Here is a 17,958-nt window from a genome sequence, read left to right as displayed (position 1 = left end):
TGATCAGTTCACTTCGTCAAAGTACTTTTGTGCACCTGGGTGTATCGGAATACCGATACCGTCCAAACCGCTTTCAGCTTTGATCAAAGCACCTTTAGCATGTTGGATTTTAGAAGCATTTTCATAAATTGCTTTTGTAATTTTGTAGCCCAGCTCTTCAGAAATATCGTTTTGCATAACAAGCATAGCACCTACAGAAACTGCTGGTGTTTCCGCTTCAGAACCATACGTTCCAGCAGGGATTACTTCTTTTGCATAGTATGGATATTTCTCGATTAGCTCATCAGCTTTCGCATCTTCAACTGGAACAATGAATACTTCTGCTACTGCGTTTAGGCCTTCAACAGCACCTGTTGGCGTACCAGCAGTAATGAATGCTGCATCGATTTGTCCAGCTTGTAGACTTTCTTGCGACTCACCAAAGTCAAGGTTTTGTGGTTTGATGTCTTTCATTGTCAAGCCGTGAATTTCAAGTAATTGCTCAGCGTTCGCATACGTACCTGAACCTGGTGCTCCTACTGAAACACTTTTACCTTTTAGATCTTCAAATGTTGTGATATTATTTTTCTTCAATGTAACGAGTTGAACCGTTTCAGGATATAGTGAACCGACTGCAGATACTTCATTGATCACCTCTCCGTCAAACATCATTTCACCCTTTGATGCATAATATGCGATGTCCGTTTGAACGAAAGCAATTTGTGCATCTCCGTCTTTAAGTGCTGTCATATTCGCAGCGGATGCTTGAGATACTTCAGCAGTAGTTTTAATACCAGTTTCTTCGCTAATGAATTCAGCAAAAGAACCACCTAGTGGATAATAAGTTCCTTGTGTTCCACCTGTCAATAAACTCAAGAATTTGTATTCCTGCTCAGTCTTACCTTCGTCTTTGCTTCCATCTACATCCTTGTCTCCTTCTGCCTTGTCATTTCCACAAGCAGCTAAAACAAGAAGAGCGAACATGGAAACTAACGCTAGCAGGCGAAGTGAGTTTTTCTTCATTCGGCAATCTCCCCTTTTCTATTTTATTCATAGACACTGTCATTCTACCATGAAAGCGCTTTAGATTGTCAATGTTTTAATATACTTGTCTAAGTTTATAGTCTATTGGTAAAGAGTGTAACTACCGTTCTTCAATTACTCTACTAAATTACAAAAGAATTTATACAGTGAGAGGTCCAAAATTAAAAAGCACAAACACCAGATATCCCGTGTCTGTGCTTTATTTACTGTATTAGTTATTGCCGTTTTGTACATCCTTAAACGTTAAGCCCGCTTCTTGTAAATCACGTGTCCTATGTGCGATTCTTGACGATGCACAAGCAGCCACACTCGCAACAAGATCATCTAAGAACGTATGGATACCGATACCTTTTTTCGTATCTAAGTCATTGATAATTCCAATCTTATTCTTATCTAAATGTCCGAACGTTGTTACCGCAATCGACCCGTACGTATAAACGGCACCCAATGCGATTGTCTCGTCAACACCGAATAACCCTTCATCCGACTCAACAATTTGCTGAAGTGGCGCAGATAGCTGACCTCTTTCTGCAATTTCATCTAATTCTACACCTACTAGAATTGCATGCTGCAACTCACGTTTACGCAATACCGCTTCAACAGAATCGATACATTGATCAAGAGATAACCCTTTATTGTAAGGAACCTGCATTTCATAAACGATTTTTGCAATATCTTCAATTTTAACCCCTCGACGGATCAACGCGTCTTTTGTTGCTGCCGTCACTACATCTGAATGAACAATATTTTTACCTGCTACCATATTACTTCCCCTCTCTTTCCACATACGATTGTATTTCACTAGCTTTACACTAGTACTTATCGGTATGATATTCACTAAGTGTACATTATTTTTGGAGGTCCTACAAAATGAATCCAGGTAAGATTGAAGAAATCCGCTTTTACAGCAATGAACTACAAGAAGAAATGGAGCTATTGCTTTATTTGCCTTCTCGCTACTCACCACTTTATAAACACAACATCATCCTAGCGTCAGATGGAAAAGATTACTTCCAGCTTGGTCGAATCGGTCGAATAGCAGACGAATTAATGGAAGAAGAGATGATTGAACCTGTCATCATCGTAGGTATTCCTTATAAAACAGTGGAAGAACGCAGACGAATGTATCATCCCGAAGGAGACCGCCACGAAGCCTATATTCGTTTTCTAGCACACGAGTTAATCCAGTATATTGATGAAACGTACCCAACATACCAAATGGGTTCAAGTCGTATGCTAATCGGAGACTCATTGGCGGCATCCATCTCATTGTTGACAGCATCGAAATACCCGAATTGTTTCGGAAAAGTCGTTTTGCATTCGCCGTTCGTTAACAAGTATGTGCTGGATGCCATCCAATCCATTAAAGATCCATCCGCTTTATCGATCTATCACGTCATCGGCAAGCAAGAAACCTATGTCCCTACTACCGCTGACGGGAGATTAGACTTCTTGACTCCCAATCGCGAGCTTCATGAATTGATAAAAGAAAGAAGATTTCCATACTTTTATGAAGAACTAGAAGGTGACCATACGTGGAAATCTTGGCAGCCTGATATTCGACGTGCACTGCTTGAAATTAATAGTCTTTAGTATTAGAATAAGACTAATCCGACTATTTTCTGATATACTTAAACAGATGAACTCAAAATGAATCCATTCACAAGGAGGCAGTCTTAAATGAAATACGGTATTGTTGCATTCCCTTCAAAAAAACTTCAAGACACGGCAAACGGTTATCGTAAAAGATATGATCCGCATTATGCACTGATTACACCCCACATGACGCTAAAGGATCCATTCGAGGCAAATGATAAGGAAATTGAAGAAGTAGCAAAAGCGTTGAAAGATATCACGATCAAGAACAGCCCATTTGAGTTGAATGTCACAAAAGTAAGCTCATTCGCTCCGACTACGAATACGATTTACTTTAAGGTTACGCCTAATGATGAGTTACTCGCTTTGCATAAAGACCTGAATTTAAACTTTTATGAGAATGCTTCCAATTATGCATTTGTACCACACATCACAATTGCTCAAGATCTAACTTCTGGTGAACATGATGATGTAATTAATCAATTAAAAATGGTAGGTGTCGATCATTCAGAAGTCATTGACCGTATCCACTTATTATATCAACTAGAAGACGGTTCTTGGACAGTGTACGAAACATTCCGTCTAGATCGGGTATCTTGACTTGTTGATGACGGTAAAGATTGTTTCAGATGCGGAAGGCAGAGAGGATGCATTTACTGTTCGTAAAAAAGTGTTTGTAGAAGAACAAGGTGTACCCCTACATTTGGAAATAGATGAATATGATCAAGACGCTACACATTTCGTTGTTTATGACGAAAAGAATCATCCAATTGGTGCAGGCCGAATGAGAGGCCTTGTAAATGCACATGGGAAAATAGAAAGAATTTGTATTTTAGAAGAACATCGCGGTAAACATATCGGGAAGTTGATTATGAACACACTAGAAGAACACGCTAGAAAAAATTCCATGAAAAAACTTCTACTGAACGCACAATCATACGCTGTACCTTTCTATGAAAAACTAGGATACGTCGTGACTTCACCTGAATTTATGGATGCAGACATCCCCCATCGAGCAATGGAAAAAAACTTGCTCGATAAATAGTTTTTTCGCTACACAACGATAAAACCTTGTCAGCCTTAGGGCTGACAAGGTTTTATCGTTCTTTTATACATATGCATTAACGGATAAACCTTTACCTACTACTTCTGCAATTGTAGGAGACAATTTGGCTGGATTCGGAGCAATGAATCCGTTTTTTGCCAGGGATTGAGGTGCACGTTTCATGTTTCTCTCTTCCTTTTGCTCCTTACGGCGTCGATCTTCTTCCCCTATAACATCTTCCCAATAGTTGGACTCCTCATTTCTCATTCGTACTGGACTTACACGACCAATAGAAGCGAAATTATGGGGTTGTTTGTTCAACCTTTCCGCATATTGTTGAGATTGAAAGTTCTGGATCGGTAAAATATAGCCCATGATGTGCACCACCTTCGTTTACTTCCTTTGTTAGTACTATATCCAAAAACGACCACATCTAAACCTCGTTTCGGAAATATCTTTACTTTCCGCCTAACATATGGTTAATATCGTTTAAATTCAGCCCTTTACCACTTTGAATGATTGAATTCACGAGTTCATCTTCCATATGCTGCGGTACATTCTTATTAGCTAGCTGACTTACTTTTTGTATAATTTTTCTCACTTGACGTTCATCTTTAAAGTCAGCAAATTGGATAGCATTAGCTAATGCAAATACTTCTTCCATCGGCACACCTGTCTTAGATTCTATTTTTCGAAAGAATGAATCGTTCATCTATCAATCTCCTCCTTAGAAGTAGCTTCTGCCTACAATAATCAGCAAAATAAATAGGACGACGATTAAAACGAACGAAGAACCACCATACCTTTCTCCACACCCTCCGCCATGTCCATAACCACCGTGACCCTGAGATGGGAAACATCCATACATAAAAACCCCTCCTTCCTTCTTCTCTACCATATGCAGAGAAGGGGGAATTGGAGAGGGCATTTTTAAACATTTCCTTTTGAAGTAAATAATAAAGCACCTATTAATCCGAAAATAATAGCAGCACTGATACCTGAACTTGTTACTTCGAACATACCAGTTACCACACCTATCAAGCCATGTTTTTCCGCCTCTGCTAGCGCTCCATGGGTCAAAGCATTTCCAAACGACGTAATCGGAATGGTAGCGCCCGCACCCGCAAAGTCGATCAAAGGCTCATACAAACCGAAACCGTCTAAAATAGAGCCTGCGACTACTAAAGAACATAGTGTGTGTGCGGGGGTCAATTTCGCCACATCCATCAACAATTGCCCAATGACACAGATCAACCCACCTACGATGAATGAAGTAATATAAATAGATATCAATTGACACTCACCCCATCCATTGTGACTTCAATTGCATGCGCGATGCATGGAATACTGTCTCCCTGTTGATAGGTCAATGGAGATAAAAGGGCACCTGTGGCGATGAGCAACACCCGTTTATACTCTCTCTTTTGTAATTTCTTATAAACATCTGACAAAAACACAGCTGCTGAACAACCCGATCCACTTGCTCCCGCATTAAAAGAAGGATCATTTCCGTAAAACTCTTCACCAGCATCTCGAAAGTTTTTCGTATGCGACAAGCCACTTTCATTCGCTAGGGCTTTAAAGATTTTAAAGCCATTACTGCCTAAATCACCTGTAATAATCGTATCGTAGTCATCAATTGTTTTTTTGTGTCCTTTCAAATGACAAGACAATGTTTCCATTGCAGCAGGTGCCATCGCGGCCCCCATATTCAAAGGATCTGTCATTCCCATATCTACCACTTTACCAACAGTCGCACAGCAAATCGATGGGTTTCCTTCCTTATGCTGACCTATTAAAACAGCTCCCGCCGCAGTGACAGTCCATTGGCAAGTGGCCCCTTTTTGTGAACCGTATTCTAGCGGATAGCGGAATTGCCTTTCGATTGCATTATGTTGACTCGATGAACCAGCGATCAGCCATCTTGCCTGCTCTGCATCTGCAAGTAACGCAGCCGTTATCATAGAAGAAACTGATGTCGCACAAGCCGCAAACATGCCTATGTACGGTATACCTAGTTCATGCGCTGTGAAGCTCGAAGGCGTCATTTGATTTACTAAATCGCCTGTTAAAAAGAAATCGATTTTATCGATGGTCTTTTTTTCTTTACTAAGAGCGATCATTACTGCATCATACATTAGCTGTTTATGTCCATGTTCATTTGTTGGCAAATCACAACGTTCATCTTCATACACTTTATCAAATTGCTCAGCGAAGACGCTTTTCTTCTTCTCTAAAGGTCCAGCCGTCACACCTGTTGAATATAGACTCGGCATAGAAGAAAAAGTAAGAACTCCATTTTTCACCATGAGACGACACCAAATTTCACTAGTATTGTTTTTATAAGTGCAACAATGAAAGCTGAAAACACACCAAATAAAATGACTGATCCAGCTAACTTGAACATATTACCTCCTACGCCTAGTACATAACCCTCCGATTTATGCTCAATTGCAGATGATACTACCGCATTTCCAAACCCTGTTATAGGAACGGAAGCCCCTGCTCCTCCAAACTGGGATATTTTTTTATACAATCCAAAACCAGTTAATAACATAGAGATAAAAATCATGGTAGCAACTGTCGGATTGCTCGCTGTACGTTCTGTAAAATCAAAGTACGTTATATAAAAAAGTGCGATAAACTGCCCAATTAAACAGATCAAACCGCCTACCAAAAAGGCTTTGATGACATTCTTTAGAATCGGGGTTTTTGGGGATAGTTCTTTCTCTAAATGCGCATACTTCTCTTGTTCCATTAGGTTTGCTCCTTTGCGATGGATTTGATGTCATCTATTTTCTTTTGATAATTTTTTGAATCACCTTTTTTTATCAACTTATCCGTCTCCAACAACACCTTACTATCCGCTGATACCGTAACTTCTAAATCCGGATATTCTTTTTTCAATTCCTTATTAATCTTTTTCGCAATCTTTTTCTTTTGGAATCTTGAAAATGTGTTTACACGGATTCCTACTATTAAATCCTCTTCATGTAACAAAGCAACTGCCAATTTGACATGCTCATTACTATCAAGCGTTTTTTCTAAGGGAACCGTATCATGAGTCGTGGTGTTTTCAATATGCGTTCCTTTTTCATTACAACCCGTTAGTAACAAACTGACTAGCAACAGATATATTAGTTTTTTCAAGACTGTCGCCTCCCTTTAGAACAGTATGGAATATTCGTTTACGATTTATGCATATCTGTGCAAACGCCCTGCCATCTTTCGTACTCGCGCATAAGGTATAGAGAACGATAAACAGGAGGTGGACAGTAGTGGGATGTGAAAGAAAAGATAGTAATCATGGTGGTTGTCAGAAGTCCAATTGCATTTGCGAGGTCTTACGTTTTATTAAACGTGTCCAGAGCACGAGTCCAGAAGTGGATTGTGTAGAGTGCGATACAGATTGTTTCATGGCACCATTAGGCAGTTTGGTCAGCCCAGTACGAGGTCGTGTAAACACTCGTGTATTTAGCCTACTGACAGATGATGGGGATTATTTCAAGGCCGTATTCAGAGGTGGTAAAAAAGCAACTCCGTACCCTCGGAATTCTAACGATAACGAAATGAGCAGCAGAAAGCCACCACACCCAACATCAACAAGCTGTGTCTCTGTATTCTTCAGAGTACAGAAAGTATTCGACTCGTGTTGCGCAACAATTCAAGTCTTGCAACCGTTATATAACGACAATCCGATTAACATCTTTGATAACGGCGAAATTTGCTTGGAAAAAGTTTGTAAAGTGAATGGTTTCGGACCAACTAACACTTGTTTAACAATCGACACAAGTTGCTTCTGCGGCATCCAATGTATCGACGACGTCTTTATTAATTTCTGCGACGAAATGTAAGTAGATTCCGAAACAATACTTGCAATGCGAAAAAGCGAACTCTATTAATAGAGTTCGCTTTTTATATTATATAGTGAATGATTGCTGTTTCCATTTGATATCCCGAATATCACCAATGACCACCGAAATAAGCTCTTCATCTTTCTTCATCCATAACAAGTTATGATCCACTTCATGAATTTTCCCTTTTATCACTTGCTCGTCAGTTACGACTTCGATCGGTTGATATAACTCTTTGCGAAACGGATGGTCTAAATAATTCAAGTTTTGCTGAATACGCGGAACTACCAACAGCTTCTCTTTTACAGGATCGTCCAGTACAGGTGGCTCTATTCTTCGCTCCACGTCTCTTGCGTGCTCCAATTCAAAAACAGAAGTACTCTCCTCTTCGGGAATAGGTGTATCTTCTTGTATAGGTGTATACACATACTTCCTGATCACCGGACTGTTAACAAACAATAACGGCTTCTCATGACCCATCTTTATCACATCCTTTTCGTCTAGCATATGTAATCAAAATGCCCAACGTTCCAATGAGCAAATAAAAAAGCACTCAACGTTCACAAGGAACTGATGAATGCTGTTGCTAGACCTAGATAGATAATAATACTTATGACGTCATTAAGCGTTGTGATAAAAGGACCTGAAGCGACTGCTGGATCCACTTTGATCTTGTGCATGAATAACGGAATGAATGATCCTGAAATAGTTGCGACGAATATGGACACAAGCGTAGCTGTACCGACCAATAACGCGATAATTAGTTCATGTTTCCAAACAAATATTAATAACACGACAAATATGGCACAGACCAAACCAGTAATTAACCCGGTACCTGCTTCACGAATCAATAATTTTAATTTACTCTCATCCTCAATATCCCTTGTGGCAATACCACGGACTGCAACGGCTAATGATTGCGTTCCACTGTTTCCTGCCGTTCCGGCAATTAACGGAATGAAGACTGCTAATAAAGCGACTTGAGAAATTGTTTCAGTAAATAAATCAATTAAATTGGCTGTTAACATTCCTAGTACAATCAATGTAATCAACCAAGGAATTCGTTTTTTAGCCGCTGAAAAAGAGTTCTTGTCAAATGTATCCATTGTAGAGACACCGGCAAGTTTGGAGTAGTCATCCGATGCTTCTTCATCGATAACGTCGATAATATCATCGACTGTTATAATACCTAATATGTGTTGTTGGAAATCAACAACAGGAACAGCTAAGAAATTATAATCCTGAATCGTTCGAGCAACGTCTTCCTGGTCATCAGAAACAGAAACACTAACTACTCGGTCGCTCATAATATCCCTTATTAACGTATCTTCATCCGCAATGATTAAGTCACGGAGTGAGACGACTCCTGTTAAACGCTGACTATCATCTACTACGAAAATATAGTAAACCGTTTCCGCGCTTGGAGCTTCGCTACGCAAAATCGTCATAGCGGAACGAACGGTTGAATTCTCGGATACCGTTACAAATTCCGTCGTCATGATTGATCCGGCTGTATATTCTTCATAGTGAAGCAAGGCTTTAATCTGAATTGCTGCTTCTTTATTCATTAACGTTAAATAACTAACAACTTGCTTTTTATCAAGTTCTTTCAGGACATCTACTGCATTATCCACAAACATGTATGAAATCATCTCTGCAGCGTAAGTTGCGTCCATCTCTTCAAGGAACTCTTTATATTCATCCTCTTCAATTTCACTTGTCTCAAAAATCTCCGCAAGTTCTTTTGGTGATAAATAAAAATACATTAACTCCCGAAGTTCTGCTCCAACTTCTTCATAAAAAATGGCACGATCATAAGGATGAAGTGACAAGTATTCTTGTCTAAACATATGGATATCCTCGTCGACAAGTAACGATTTCAACTTCGCTTCATCCAAGACCTTTTCATTTCTCAATTCATCTAGTGGGGTAACCATGTTTTCACACCGTCCCTTCTACGCTTATAGGACGCCCTCTACTCGATAGCGCACTATAATTATTATCTTAAAAAAACTATTGTACTAGATTTCTACAAGCTTCGTCAGAGTAATCTAGATCATTTTTAATCATACGCTATATACAGTACTTTGTTGTAATAACGCATGCATGTCTTTAGGTAAAGGACTTTCGAATGTCATGCGTTTCATAGTAAGCGGATGAAGGAAACTAATGGAAGAACAATGCAATGCCTGCCGTGCAAAATGACAACCTTTCGCATCATATAAATCATCGCCGACTAACGGATGACCCAGCCATTGCAAATGAACACGAATTTGATGTGTTCTTCCTGTATGCAATGTTAATTCCACAACAGAAAATTCACATGAATCATGTACATACGTCCCTTTCACTAACACATCGGTCTTTGCATACTGCCCATCTTCCCGCACAGTACGCTCAATGATACTCCCTTCCTTCCTGCCGATTGGTTGCTCAATCGACAAAAAAGAAGGCGCAATACTTCCTTCTGCGAACGCAATATAGCGTCGCTGAAAAAGTTTTTGATTCATCTGCTTGCTTAAGAGATGATGGATATGTCGATTCTTCGCTACACAAATAACACCGGAAGTATCTGTGTCAAGTCTTGTCACCATATGCGCAGTGGAAGGAACCCCTTCTGCTTCAAACTTTCCACAGACAAAATTCGCAACTGTGCCGGCAGGATGATTACGTGAAGGAATCGTACTTTGACCAGCGGGTTTATCGAGTAATAAGATTGTTTCGTCTTCATACAAAATAGTTAAGTTTCCAACCTCCGGCGTCAATCCTTCGCTTGGCTGCTCAGGTGGGAATACAATCGTCACTGTATCGCCCGCTTGCACAATATGCCGAACATTTTGATGCTGTCCATTGACCAAAATTGAACCACCTGTATATTTAATAGCCGTCAATGTAGTTTTGGAGATATCTTTTTCTGTCAAAAATTTACGGAGTATCATGGTCTCTGCCACTTCAAAGTCCAATTGAAATAATGTCTCAGTTTTTAGTTTCATCGTCTTCACGTTCAAAGATCAAATCACTTGCCACGAATGATTCATTTACTCTCTTCCAGAAAGGAAACGGTCTAAAACGCGCGAAGCCCATTTTTTCATTGGCTACTTTGTACTCAATCGACTTTACATCTTTATGAAGCAATTGCAAGTGATCCACAGTGACCATGAAGTCCGGACCTTTTACCGGCGTCAACGTGCACACATGATGATCTGGCAAAATAAGTGGTGAACCTACTGTACGGAAAACACGGTTGTTGATAGAAGCCATTTCTGTTAGTTGCATGGACGGTAAGGAAGGATGAATTATCGCTCCACCAAGTGATTTACTATATGCAGTAGATCCTGAAGGGGTTGACATACAGAGTCCATCTCCCCTAAAGCGTTCGAAATGCTCACCATTCAATTCTACGTCCATTACCAATGTTACATCGGGTGATTTCACGGTAGACTCGTTTAGCGCCAAATAGGATGCACTTTTTTCAGAATGTCGATAATTGATTGTTACTTCGATCAGTGGATATTCAACCACTTCAAATTCCTGTCGAGCAATCAAAATAACTAGCTTCTCTATTTCAGAAGGTTTCCAATCGGCATAAAAACCTAAATGCCCAGTATGAATCCCAACAAAAGATGTCGTATCTAGTCGATGTATGTATTTATGGAAAGCATGCAGTAATGTACCATCCCCACCAATCGACAACACAATATCCGGCTCTTCCTCATCATACTTTAAGCCAAAATCCCGTAAATAAATTCTCGCTTCTTTCATTAGCTTATTCGAAATTTCATCGTTTCGCGACTGAATAGTGAACTTCATTAAGTCACTTCCCTTCCTTTTCTGAAATTCAATTGCCATACTTAATCTACCTGCTCTAATACAGGTTGAAATGCTTCTTCAACAGCCGCACTGAATTCTTCACCATAATTATGATTACCCTCAATATTGAATATCAACGCCTGTAGTTCTTCTTTTAACCCTTCCATAGGGAACTTCTCATCTTTATACACTAAAATAGGTTGCGCATCTTTTAAAAGCACGTCTACTAGACCATTCCAGCTATCTGGCGAAAAGTAAGCATAGCGATAACCCGACTCATGATCAAATACATAAACGAATGATTGTCGGTCTGTGTCTGTCAGCATTTTTCCGGTTGGCACACCTAATGGCCACTCCGCTTCAGGATTTAAAACAAAGTGTATTTCATTGCCCTGCTGGTCTATATTTATTATTTTATTTTGCCTATCCAAGTTGGCCACTTCCTTAAATAAAGTCTTTACGTTCAGTCTACCATATGACACACATTGTTGCATTTTGTAATTGCCCATCCTGCTACGAAAGTTGGTATAATGATGCTAAATTATAATCTAACAATACGAACTAAAATATAGGAGGAATGAGCATGAATCTAAACCCACTAAATATGCGGATCTTACTTGAACTCAATACGTTGCAGACTCTTGGAGCGGTACAGTCCTTTACTTCTAGTTCATCAGGGGACTCTAACGAATTCCAGTCATTACTTACACAGTTAATGAAAGAAAACACAACGGGTCTCGGCCATACACCTTCACTAGCAAAAGACAGCCTACTTTACCAAGGAGAAGCTTATACACCATCAATATTACCTGCACTCTCGCTACCGATCCCCTTACCTGAAGCTAGCACACCAAGCAAAGGAAAGTACGAAGATATTATTAAAGAAGCTGCGGATACATACCAGCTACCTGAAAAATTGATTTCCGCGGTTATCAAGCAAGAATCTAATTTTAAGGCCAATGCGATTAGTCACGCAGGTGCTGGTGGGCTAATGCAACTGATGCCTGGCACAGCAAAGTTCCTTGGTGTCACTGATCGCTTTGATCCAAAGCAAAACATTATGGGTGGTGCCAAATATTTACGTAGCATGCTCAATCAATTCGGCTCGATCGAAACGGCACTGGCTGCCTACAATGCTGGACCAGGAAACGTTAAAAAGTATGGAGGTATTCCACCATTCAAAGAAACACAAAACTATGTAAAAAAAGTTATGAACTACTACGGACAAATGGTTTGATTGTAGTAATATCGCTAATTCCTTTTGTAATTGACCTAGCACACCTTCTAAATAATAGTCAACTGATATATAACATTTTTAAAAAATAAGCTCTTTTATTTGTATAGAAAATCGTTCGTTGATATTATAAAGACACAGATGAACGAAGGGATGTGAATGTGATGACCCGAAAACCAGTCATCCCTTTCGAGGAGATCGGCGAGAAAAGGTTACACGAACTAATAGAACGATTCTACGCAAAAGTAGCGGTGCATCCGGACCTATACCCGATATTCCCTGATGATTTAGCCGAAACGATTCGGAAACAAAAACAATTTCAGACACAATATTTGGGAGGCCCTAATCTATTTACGGAAGAGCATGGCCATCCCATGATGAAAGCACGGCATATGCCGTTCCCTATAACACCTACTCGCGCGAAAGCATGGTTAGCATGCATGGCAGAAGCAATGGATGAGGTAGGACTGGAGGGACCACTGCGGGATATCTATTATCAGCGCCTTGTCTTAACAGCCAACCATATGGTAAATAGGAACGAGGAGGAAGACGAGTGAACTATCTAACTGCTATCGATGATACGTTACACTATTCTGCTTCAGCAAAGCCCATTGAACTTTATGTATTTTTAGATCCATACTGCAAGGATTGTTGGTCACTGCAACCACTCTTACGAAAACTACAAGTCGAATACGATCATTGCTTTACGTTGAGAATTGCATTGCGAACACCACTACCTAAACTTAATATTCCATACGTATGTGATTCACAAGATTCTAACCCTACTAAAAGGTCAAATCCTTGTTTTCCAAATATTGCTGTCAAAGCTGCTGAATTCCAAGGAAAACGAGCAGGTTTTCGATATTTGTCTTGTCTGTTAGAGTATTCATTCTTGAAGAAACGAGACGTAACTTCTTTTTCAGTACTTGTGGAAATTGCTGCACGTATTAATCTGGATGTGGATGAATTCATTGCGGACTTTACCTCCGAGGAAACGTCGCGTGCATTACAAGTCGATATGTTTCTAGGTAATGAAATGGAAGTAGACGAAGCTCCTACATTTGTCTTTTTTAATAGTAATATTGAAGATGAAGGTTTGAAAGTGAGTGGTCGCTATGATTATGCGATTTACGAACAAATTTTAGAGGAATTGATTGGGGAACAAATCCTACCCGATATGCCACCATCTATCAGCTCTTTATTTGACCGCTTTGACCTACTAACGACTAAGGAAGTTGCTGAGATCTATCGCATTACAGAAAAAGAAGCAGAACGCGAATTAAAGAAGCGTCTGCTTAAGCAACAAATCGAATGTATTCCATTTCAAGATCGTACATTATGGCGTAAAAAACAGCATAACTGCTCTTTAATCAAATAGCACTTTCAACCAATCCAAAGTCTTCCATGTGAGGGCTTTGGATTTTTCGGTTTCATTTGAACTAAAATAGAGGCGAACAAATACTTAGTCACATGACAGTTTCAATGGAATCTAAAAGTACTTGATGTTTACAAAAGGATTGTAGTGTAAGAGGTTCAGGTTAGGCCACGCCCATAGGACAAGCATACCCTCTGAAGCGTAAATACCGGACCACTTACTTTACCTTTTGAAATTTGAAACTAAAGATTATTATGTATTTCGACTCCTTAAAATAAAAAAGAAAAGAGCATTCTCTCCTGGGGGGGAGTGAATACTCTTTTTCAAAGGGAATGGGAGAAATGTTCACGTTCAAACAAAAGGGGTGTATGTTTGGTATGTGATTTATTCCACAACACAACCATATCATAAATGACTTATGACTTCAACAATTTACATCGATTTTCAACCATTTTATACAGATTTCGATAAGAATTGTCGAAATATACAGTCTCCTATTTCCCTCTCTTTACCAATAACTGTTCTAGTTCCTCTAATCTCTCTTCAAAGACGCGACAAGCCTCTTCAATCGGCTGTTCAGAAGTCATATCAACTCCGGCTTTTTTCAGTACTTCAATTGGATAATCAGAAGATCCCGCTTTCAAGAAGTTAGAGATATAACGTTCAACTGCTGGCTCTCCTTCTTCAAGGATTTGCTTGCTAAGTGCTACTGCCGCACTATATCCCGTTGCATACTGGTAGACATAATAATTATAATAGAAATGTGGAATACGAGCCCATTCTAGACCAATTTCTTCATCATTAACAATAGCATCACCATAATATTTCTTATTCAGCGCATGGTATTCTTCCGTTAATTTTTCTGCTGTCAAAGGCGTGCCTTCTTGATCAAGCACATGAATCAAGTGCTCAAATTCAGCAAACATTGTTTGACGGAATACAGTCGCACGGAAGCCATCTAACCAATGATTGAGTAAATAAATTCGTTTGTCCTCATCCGTAGTCACTTTCAATAAATGATCATTCAATAAAGCTTCATTCACAGTAGATGCCACTTCCGCTACGAAAATCGAATAACCACTGTAAATAAATGGCTGACATTGACGTGAATAATAACTATGCACACTATGACCAAATTCATGCGCTAGTGTAAACAGGTTATTTACATTATCTTGCCAGTTCATCAAGATATATGGATTCGTTCCATATGAACCAGATGAATATGCTCCAGAACGTTTTCCTTTGTTTTCACGAACGTCCACCCAACGATTATCAAGACCTTCCTTGACGATTGAAGTATAGTCTTCTCCTAGCGGGTGGAAACTTTCTAACATTGTATTTTTCGCTTCTTCATAAGTGTATTTAATTTCTGTATCTTCAACAAGTGGCGTGTAAACGTCCCACATATGCATTTCATCCAACTGCAATACTTTCTTACGTAACGCTACGTAGCGGTGTAGTAAGTTTAAGTTTTTATGGATTGTGGAAACTAAGTTCTCATAAACTTGTTCAGGAATATGATTGCCTGATAACGCCGCGTCTCTCGCAGAAGTGTAATTTCTAATTCTCGCTTTGACATTATGTGCTTTGACATTACCGCTTAGTGTGGATGCAAATGTATTTTTGAATTCACCATACTTCGCATACATTTCTTTAAATGCCGCTTCTCTCACTTTAGCATCTTTGCTTTCTAAGAAACGTGAATAGCGTCCATGTGTTAGTTGAATTTCATTGCCTTCTTCATCTTTTATCAAGCCGAATGTCAAATCTGCATTGTTTAGCATGCTGAATGTTTCGGCGGAGTTGCCAGTCACTTCTGACAGTTGCGCAAGTAATTCTTCCTGTTCAGCAGAAAGAACATGCGCACGCTCTGCATTTAACTCTTCAAATTCTTGTTTATATAAACGTAAACCTTCATGAGATTCAATCGTTGCATTCAATTGGGCTTCGTCTATCGCAAGCAATTCAGGTGTGAAGTAAGACAATGCCGTAGACACTTTTACGATTAGTGACTTAATACGACCATCCATCGTCTGATAGAAACCATTCGTCGTGTCTTGGTCTGTCTTTAAATGAGCATACGTGTATAATCTACGTAAACGTTCAGCCAACTTATCACGATAGGTCAATGCCTCAAATAGTGGTCTTGCCCCATTACCAAGCGTACCTTTATACTGTTCAGCTTCATTCACCATTTCATCGATTTTACGGTATTCTTTATCCCACGCTTCATCCGAAGGGAAGATATCCTCCAAGCGCCAAGTTTCCTCTTCAGATACTTCGTCACGCGTCAATACTTTATGTTCATTCGTCAATCAAATTCCTCCTTCAGCCTATTACCCATAATTGATTCCACTATATTTTCTCAATTTTTCGCATGCATTGCAAGAAAACGTCTTAAAAGGATTTCTTTAACGTAATTACCACTAGCGTATTTATCCAGTCGATAAATATCTATGCGTTCTTGACGTAAAAAATCCGCATAGTTTACGCAAGCTTCAATTTGTTTTTCTTGATCCCCTTCAAATTTTTTAATGAAGGAATGATAAAACGAGCGATCCAACTGAAATGGGGTCCTTCGTGTTTCGCGCATAGCCGTAATTAGCAACACTTGCCATTCACAATCCGATTGTTTAAAGGCTTCCTGCCCTTTCGTTGGCACACCGATCCATGTGGGTAGATGAATAGGTTGCACACGCATTTCATAACACGCACGCAAAAATTGATTATGAACTCCCCTATGATTATACCCAATAACCGAACGAAGATACTTGCGGCGGGCTTCTTGGTAGTGACGAGTAAGTTCTTGGACGTCTTTTTCAGCAGGTGCTGCTGGCAGTGCAAACGGAAGGGATTGATGACGTAGACGCATGATTGAATGAAGCAGAGCATACGTAGATCCTTGGAGATGGATCATATGGCTGAGGTAATGGAATTGTTCGTTGGACGGATTGTATGTCAGGAGCAACGGCACACTACTACCTGTCCGGGCATGTATGGAACGAATGAAAAATTGCTGAAATTGGGATAGACGAATAGAAAGTATTAGGGCGGAAGACGAACGAATAGCAGATGGAGTGATGATAATCCAGATGGGTTGCATATCAAGCATGTGATAGCCCGCGTTACGTTGTTCGACATGTTCGAGAGGGATAACACTACATTGAAATTCGATTGGCACGTGCGTTTCTTGCCAAGTAACAAGTAAATCGGGTCTTTGACGAATGTCGGGTAGAAAAGGTTCTAGCTTCACTTCGGTTTCGTGACGCAAGAAGAGTTCATGGAGTTGAGCTTTGCCAAGTAGATGGGTTGGGGATTCCCCTTCTGAGAAACTTTCGCGGCAGTTGGTTTGTTGATAGTGTGCGAAGTGAGGAATGACGATATCGCCGACCTTTAGGTGTACTTTTTCTTTGCATTGGGAACAATAAAATGTTTCGTTTTTACGCCTCTCACGCAGTTCAGGAAGAGACATGTTTCTAGTCAATATGACGGTTTGTCCTTTGGTTGTGTGGGCTGTTAACAAATGTTTCACGCTCCTTTCACCTATATCTTACGAATTATCAGATTACTTGGCAAGTTTTAGTTTTTGGGGTTGGGGCGTTGCACGACTCATTTTCGATACTAAAGTTTGTGCAGGTCGGCTTTCTATCATCGCTTCGGCACGTGGGGGATTGCCTCCCGCCATGAGCCAACAAGCGAAGGTCGCGCTAGTTGTCTCATGGCTTCGGCTGACCCCGCAGTTGTGCCTACGCTAGTGCATACAGTGTAGTTTTAGTAGACATTGTATATGGAAAAACCATTTAGTTTTGGATCGTTACTCGACTTTTTTACGGTACTGAAGTTAGTGAAGGTCAGTTTTCTATTACCGCTTCGGCACGTGGGGGATTGCCTCCCGCCAGGAGCCAACCAGCGAAAGGCGCGCTAGTTGTCTCCTGGCTTCGGCTGACCCCGCAGTTGTGCCTACGCTTTTTTGAGTACAAGGTAGCTTTAGTAGGCTTTGGTACATAGAAAACTCACTTTT

The 17,958-nt window shown here is 40.0% G+C and carries 23 protein-coding genes; 7 read left to right on the top strand and 16 right to left on the bottom strand.

What is annotated here, in order from left to right:
• Positions 1-3 precede the first annotated feature (3 nt).
• Positions 4-1,002 (bottom strand): TAXI family TRAP transporter solute-binding subunit, encoded by a 999-nt coding sequence (locus CSV79_RS06930; RefSeq protein ID WP_099688316.1) that lies wholly within the window; start codon positions 1,000-1,002, stop codon positions 4-6.
• Between the two features lie 232 nt (positions 1,003-1,234).
• Positions 1,235-1,786 (bottom strand): phosphatidylglycerophosphatase A family protein, encoded by a 552-nt coding sequence (locus CSV79_RS06925; protein ID WP_099688315.1) that lies wholly within the window; start codon positions 1,784-1,786, stop codon positions 1,235-1,237.
• Between the two features lie 107 nt (positions 1,787-1,893).
• Here CSV79_RS06925 and CSV79_RS06920 point away from each other — a divergent pair, with 107 nt between their 5' ends.
• The 3 genes from CSV79_RS06920 (at position 1,894) to CSV79_RS06910 (ending at position 3,664) form a co-directional block, all read left to right on the top strand.
• The gene (locus CSV79_RS06920; protein WP_099688314.1) at positions 1,894-2,616 is read left to right on the top strand and encodes an alpha/beta hydrolase; all 723 of its coding nucleotides are present in this window, start codon (positions 1,894-1,896) and stop codon (positions 2,614-2,616) included.
• 87 nt (positions 2,617-2,703) lie between these two features.
• Positions 2,704-3,219, top strand: coding sequence for a YjcG family protein (locus tag CSV79_RS06915; RefSeq protein WP_099688313.1), 516 nt, complete (start codon positions 2,704-2,706; stop codon positions 3,217-3,219).
• A gap of 4 nt (positions 3,220-3,223) precedes the next feature.
• Positions 3,224-3,664: a GNAT family N-acetyltransferase gene (locus CSV79_RS06910; RefSeq protein WP_369824932.1), complete on the top strand. Its 441-nt coding sequence runs from the start codon at positions 3,224-3,226 to the stop codon at positions 3,662-3,664.
• 63 nt (positions 3,665-3,727) lie between these two features.
• On the opposite strand, the gene CSV79_RS06905 is transcribed toward CSV79_RS06910, so the two are convergent.
• From CSV79_RS06905 to CSV79_RS06875, 7 genes are all read right to left on the bottom strand, one after another.
• The gene (locus CSV79_RS06905) at positions 3,728-4,039 is read right to left on the bottom strand and encodes a hypothetical protein (RefSeq protein ID WP_099688312.1); all 312 of its coding nucleotides are present in this window, start codon (positions 4,037-4,039) and stop codon (positions 3,728-3,730) included.
• Between the two features lie 82 nt (positions 4,040-4,121).
• A complete protein-coding gene (locus CSV79_RS06900; protein WP_099688311.1) occupies positions 4,122-4,376 on the bottom strand; it encodes a stage VI sporulation protein F in 255 nt (84 codons plus the stop codon).
• A 15-nt stretch (positions 4,377-4,391) separates the two neighbouring features.
• Positions 4,392-4,532 (bottom strand): YjcZ family sporulation protein, encoded by a 141-nt coding sequence (locus CSV79_RS17285; protein WP_099688310.1) that lies wholly within the window; start codon positions 4,530-4,532, stop codon positions 4,392-4,394.
• 62 nt (positions 4,533-4,594) lie between these two features.
• On the bottom strand, positions 4,595-4,957 hold the full coding sequence (spoVAE, locus tag CSV79_RS06890) for a stage V sporulation protein AE (protein WP_099688309.1): 363 nt from the start codon (positions 4,955-4,957) through the stop codon (positions 4,595-4,597).
• Positions 4,954-5,973, bottom strand: a complete 1,020-nt coding sequence (locus CSV79_RS06885) for a beta-ketoacyl-[acyl-carrier-protein] synthase family protein (protein WP_099688308.1) — start codon at positions 5,971-5,973, stop codon at positions 4,954-4,956. Before CSV79_RS06885 ends, spoVAE begins: the two co-directional genes overlap by 4 nt.
• The gene (gene spoVAC / locus CSV79_RS06880) at positions 5,967-6,422 is read right to left on the bottom strand and encodes a stage V sporulation protein AC (protein WP_099688307.1); all 456 of its coding nucleotides are present in this window, start codon (positions 6,420-6,422) and stop codon (positions 5,967-5,969) included. The genes CSV79_RS06885 and spoVAC overlap by 7 nt, the downstream gene beginning before the upstream one ends.
• Entirely contained in the window at positions 6,422-6,814 is a 393-nt protein-coding gene (locus CSV79_RS06875; RefSeq protein ID WP_099688306.1) for a YhcN/YlaJ family sporulation lipoprotein, read from the bottom strand. Before CSV79_RS06875 ends, spoVAC begins: the two co-directional genes overlap by 1 nt.
• A gap of 128 nt (positions 6,815-6,942) precedes the next feature.
• Here CSV79_RS06875 and CSV79_RS06870 point away from each other — a divergent pair, with 128 nt between their 5' ends.
• Positions 6,943-7,518, top strand: coding sequence for a CotY/CotZ family spore coat protein (locus tag CSV79_RS06870; protein WP_099688305.1), 576 nt, complete (start codon positions 6,943-6,945; stop codon positions 7,516-7,518).
• A 66-nt stretch (positions 7,519-7,584) separates the two neighbouring features.
• On the opposite strand, the gene CSV79_RS06865 is transcribed toward CSV79_RS06870, so the two are convergent.
• The 5 genes from CSV79_RS06865 to CSV79_RS06845 all read right to left on the bottom strand — a co-directional run bounded on the left by CSV79_RS06865 (position 7,585) and on the right by CSV79_RS06845 (position 11,759).
• Positions 7,585-7,998: a hypothetical protein gene (locus CSV79_RS06865; RefSeq protein ID WP_099688304.1), complete on the bottom strand. Its 414-nt coding sequence runs from the start codon at positions 7,996-7,998 to the stop codon at positions 7,585-7,587.
• Between the two features lie 80 nt (positions 7,999-8,078).
• Positions 8,079-9,455, bottom strand: a complete 1,377-nt coding sequence (gene mgtE, locus CSV79_RS06860) for a magnesium transporter (protein ID WP_099688303.1) — start codon at positions 9,453-9,455, stop codon at positions 8,079-8,081.
• A gap of 129 nt (positions 9,456-9,584) precedes the next feature.
• The gene (locus tag CSV79_RS06855) at positions 9,585-10,457 is read right to left on the bottom strand and encodes an RluA family pseudouridine synthase (protein ID WP_233201387.1); all 873 of its coding nucleotides are present in this window, start codon (positions 10,455-10,457) and stop codon (positions 9,585-9,587) included.
• A gap of 37 nt (positions 10,458-10,494) precedes the next feature.
• Positions 10,495-11,328 (bottom strand): NAD kinase, encoded by an 834-nt coding sequence (locus CSV79_RS06850; protein ID WP_099688369.1) that lies wholly within the window; start codon positions 11,326-11,328, stop codon positions 10,495-10,497.
• A gap of 41 nt (positions 11,329-11,369) precedes the next feature.
• A complete protein-coding gene (locus CSV79_RS06845) occupies positions 11,370-11,759 on the bottom strand; it encodes a UPF0738 family protein (protein ID WP_099688302.1) in 390 nt (129 codons plus the stop codon).
• A 152-nt stretch (positions 11,760-11,911) separates the two neighbouring features.
• Between CSV79_RS06845 and CSV79_RS06840 the strand changes: the two genes are divergently transcribed.
• From CSV79_RS06840 to CSV79_RS06830, 3 genes are all read left to right on the top strand, one after another.
• Entirely contained in the window at positions 11,912-12,565 is a 654-nt protein-coding gene (locus CSV79_RS06840; RefSeq protein ID WP_099688301.1) for a lytic transglycosylase domain-containing protein, read from the top strand.
• A gap of 161 nt (positions 12,566-12,726) precedes the next feature.
• The gene (locus CSV79_RS06835; RefSeq protein WP_099688300.1) at positions 12,727-13,119 is read left to right on the top strand and encodes a globin domain-containing protein; all 393 of its coding nucleotides are present in this window, start codon (positions 12,727-12,729) and stop codon (positions 13,117-13,119) included.
• A complete protein-coding gene (locus CSV79_RS06830; protein WP_099688299.1) occupies positions 13,116-13,940 on the top strand; it encodes a DsbA family protein in 825 nt (274 codons plus the stop codon). The genes CSV79_RS06835 and CSV79_RS06830 overlap by 4 nt, the downstream gene beginning before the upstream one ends.
• A 491-nt stretch (positions 13,941-14,431) precedes the next feature.
• On the opposite strand, the gene pepF is transcribed toward CSV79_RS06830, so the two are convergent.
• Together pepF and CSV79_RS06820 are read right to left on the bottom strand one after the other, a co-directional pair.
• Entirely contained in the window at positions 14,432-16,252 is a 1,821-nt protein-coding gene (gene pepF / locus CSV79_RS06825; RefSeq protein ID WP_099688298.1) for an oligoendopeptidase F, read from the bottom strand.
• Between the two features lie 50 nt (positions 16,253-16,302).
• Positions 16,303-17,469, bottom strand: a complete 1,167-nt coding sequence (locus CSV79_RS06820) for a competence protein CoiA (RefSeq protein WP_158232486.1) — start codon at positions 17,467-17,469, stop codon at positions 16,303-16,305.
• Between the last annotated feature and the right edge of the window lie 489 nt (positions 17,470-17,958).

The sequence above is a fragment of the Sporosarcina sp. P13 genome (genome assembly GCF_002743055.1).
GTDB lineage: Bacteria > Bacillota > Bacilli > Bacillales_A > Planococcaceae > Sporosarcina.
Note: the sequence above shows the minus strand (reverse complement) of the source record. Positions and strands in the feature narration are given on the sequence as shown.

What these genes read in the sequence shown, in the direction of transcription:
- CSV79_RS06915 (WP_099688313.1), top strand. Translation starts at nt 2,704, where the DNA reads ATGAAATACGGTATTGTTGCATTCCCTTCAAAAAAACTTCAAGACACG.
- CSV79_RS06850 (WP_099688369.1), bottom strand. Translation starts at nt 11,328, where the DNA reads ATGAAGTTCACTATTCAGTCGCGAAACGATGAAATTTCGAATAAGCTA.
- CSV79_RS17285 (WP_099688310.1), bottom strand. Translation starts at nt 4,532, where the DNA reads ATGTATGGATGTTTCCCATCTCAGGGTCACGGTGGTTATGGACATGGC.
- CSV79_RS06855 (WP_233201387.1), bottom strand. Translation starts at nt 10,457, where the DNA reads ATGATACTCCGTAAATTTTTGACAGAAAAAGATATCTCCAAAACTACA.
- spoVAC (WP_099688307.1), bottom strand. Translation starts at nt 6,422, where the DNA reads ATGGAACAAGAGAAGTATGCGCATTTAGAGAAAGAACTATCCCCAAAA.
- CSV79_RS06920 (WP_099688314.1), top strand. Translation starts at nt 1,894, where the DNA reads ATGAATCCAGGTAAGATTGAAGAAATCCGCTTTTACAGCAATGAACTA.
- CSV79_RS06835 (WP_099688300.1), top strand. Translation starts at nt 12,727, where the DNA reads ATGACCCGAAAACCAGTCATCCCTTTCGAGGAGATCGGCGAGAAAAGG.
- CSV79_RS06865 (WP_099688304.1), bottom strand. Translation starts at nt 7,998, where the DNA reads ATGGGTCATGAGAAGCCGTTATTGTTTGTTAACAGTCCGGTGATCAGG.
- CSV79_RS06905 (WP_099688312.1), bottom strand. Translation starts at nt 4,039, where the DNA reads ATGGGCTATATTTTACCGATCCAGAACTTTCAATCTCAACAATATGCG.
- CSV79_RS06885 (WP_099688308.1), bottom strand. Translation starts at nt 5,973, where the DNA reads ATGGTGAAAAATGGAGTTCTTACTTTTTCTTCTATGCCGAGTCTATAT.
- CSV79_RS06930 (WP_099688316.1), bottom strand. Translation starts at nt 1,002, where the DNA reads ATGAAGAAAAACTCACTTCGCCTGCTAGCGTTAGTTTCCATGTTCGCT.
- mgtE (WP_099688303.1), bottom strand. Translation starts at nt 9,455, where the DNA reads ATGGTTACCCCACTAGATGAATTGAGAAATGAAAAGGTCTTGGATGAA.
- CSV79_RS06925 (WP_099688315.1), bottom strand. Translation starts at nt 1,786, where the DNA reads ATGGTAGCAGGTAAAAATATTGTTCATTCAGATGTAGTGACGGCAGCA.
- CSV79_RS06840 (WP_099688301.1), top strand. Translation starts at nt 11,912, where the DNA reads ATGAATCTAAACCCACTAAATATGCGGATCTTACTTGAACTCAATACG.
- CSV79_RS06900 (WP_099688311.1), bottom strand. Translation starts at nt 4,376, where the DNA reads ATGAACGATTCATTCTTTCGAAAAATAGAATCTAAGACAGGTGTGCCG.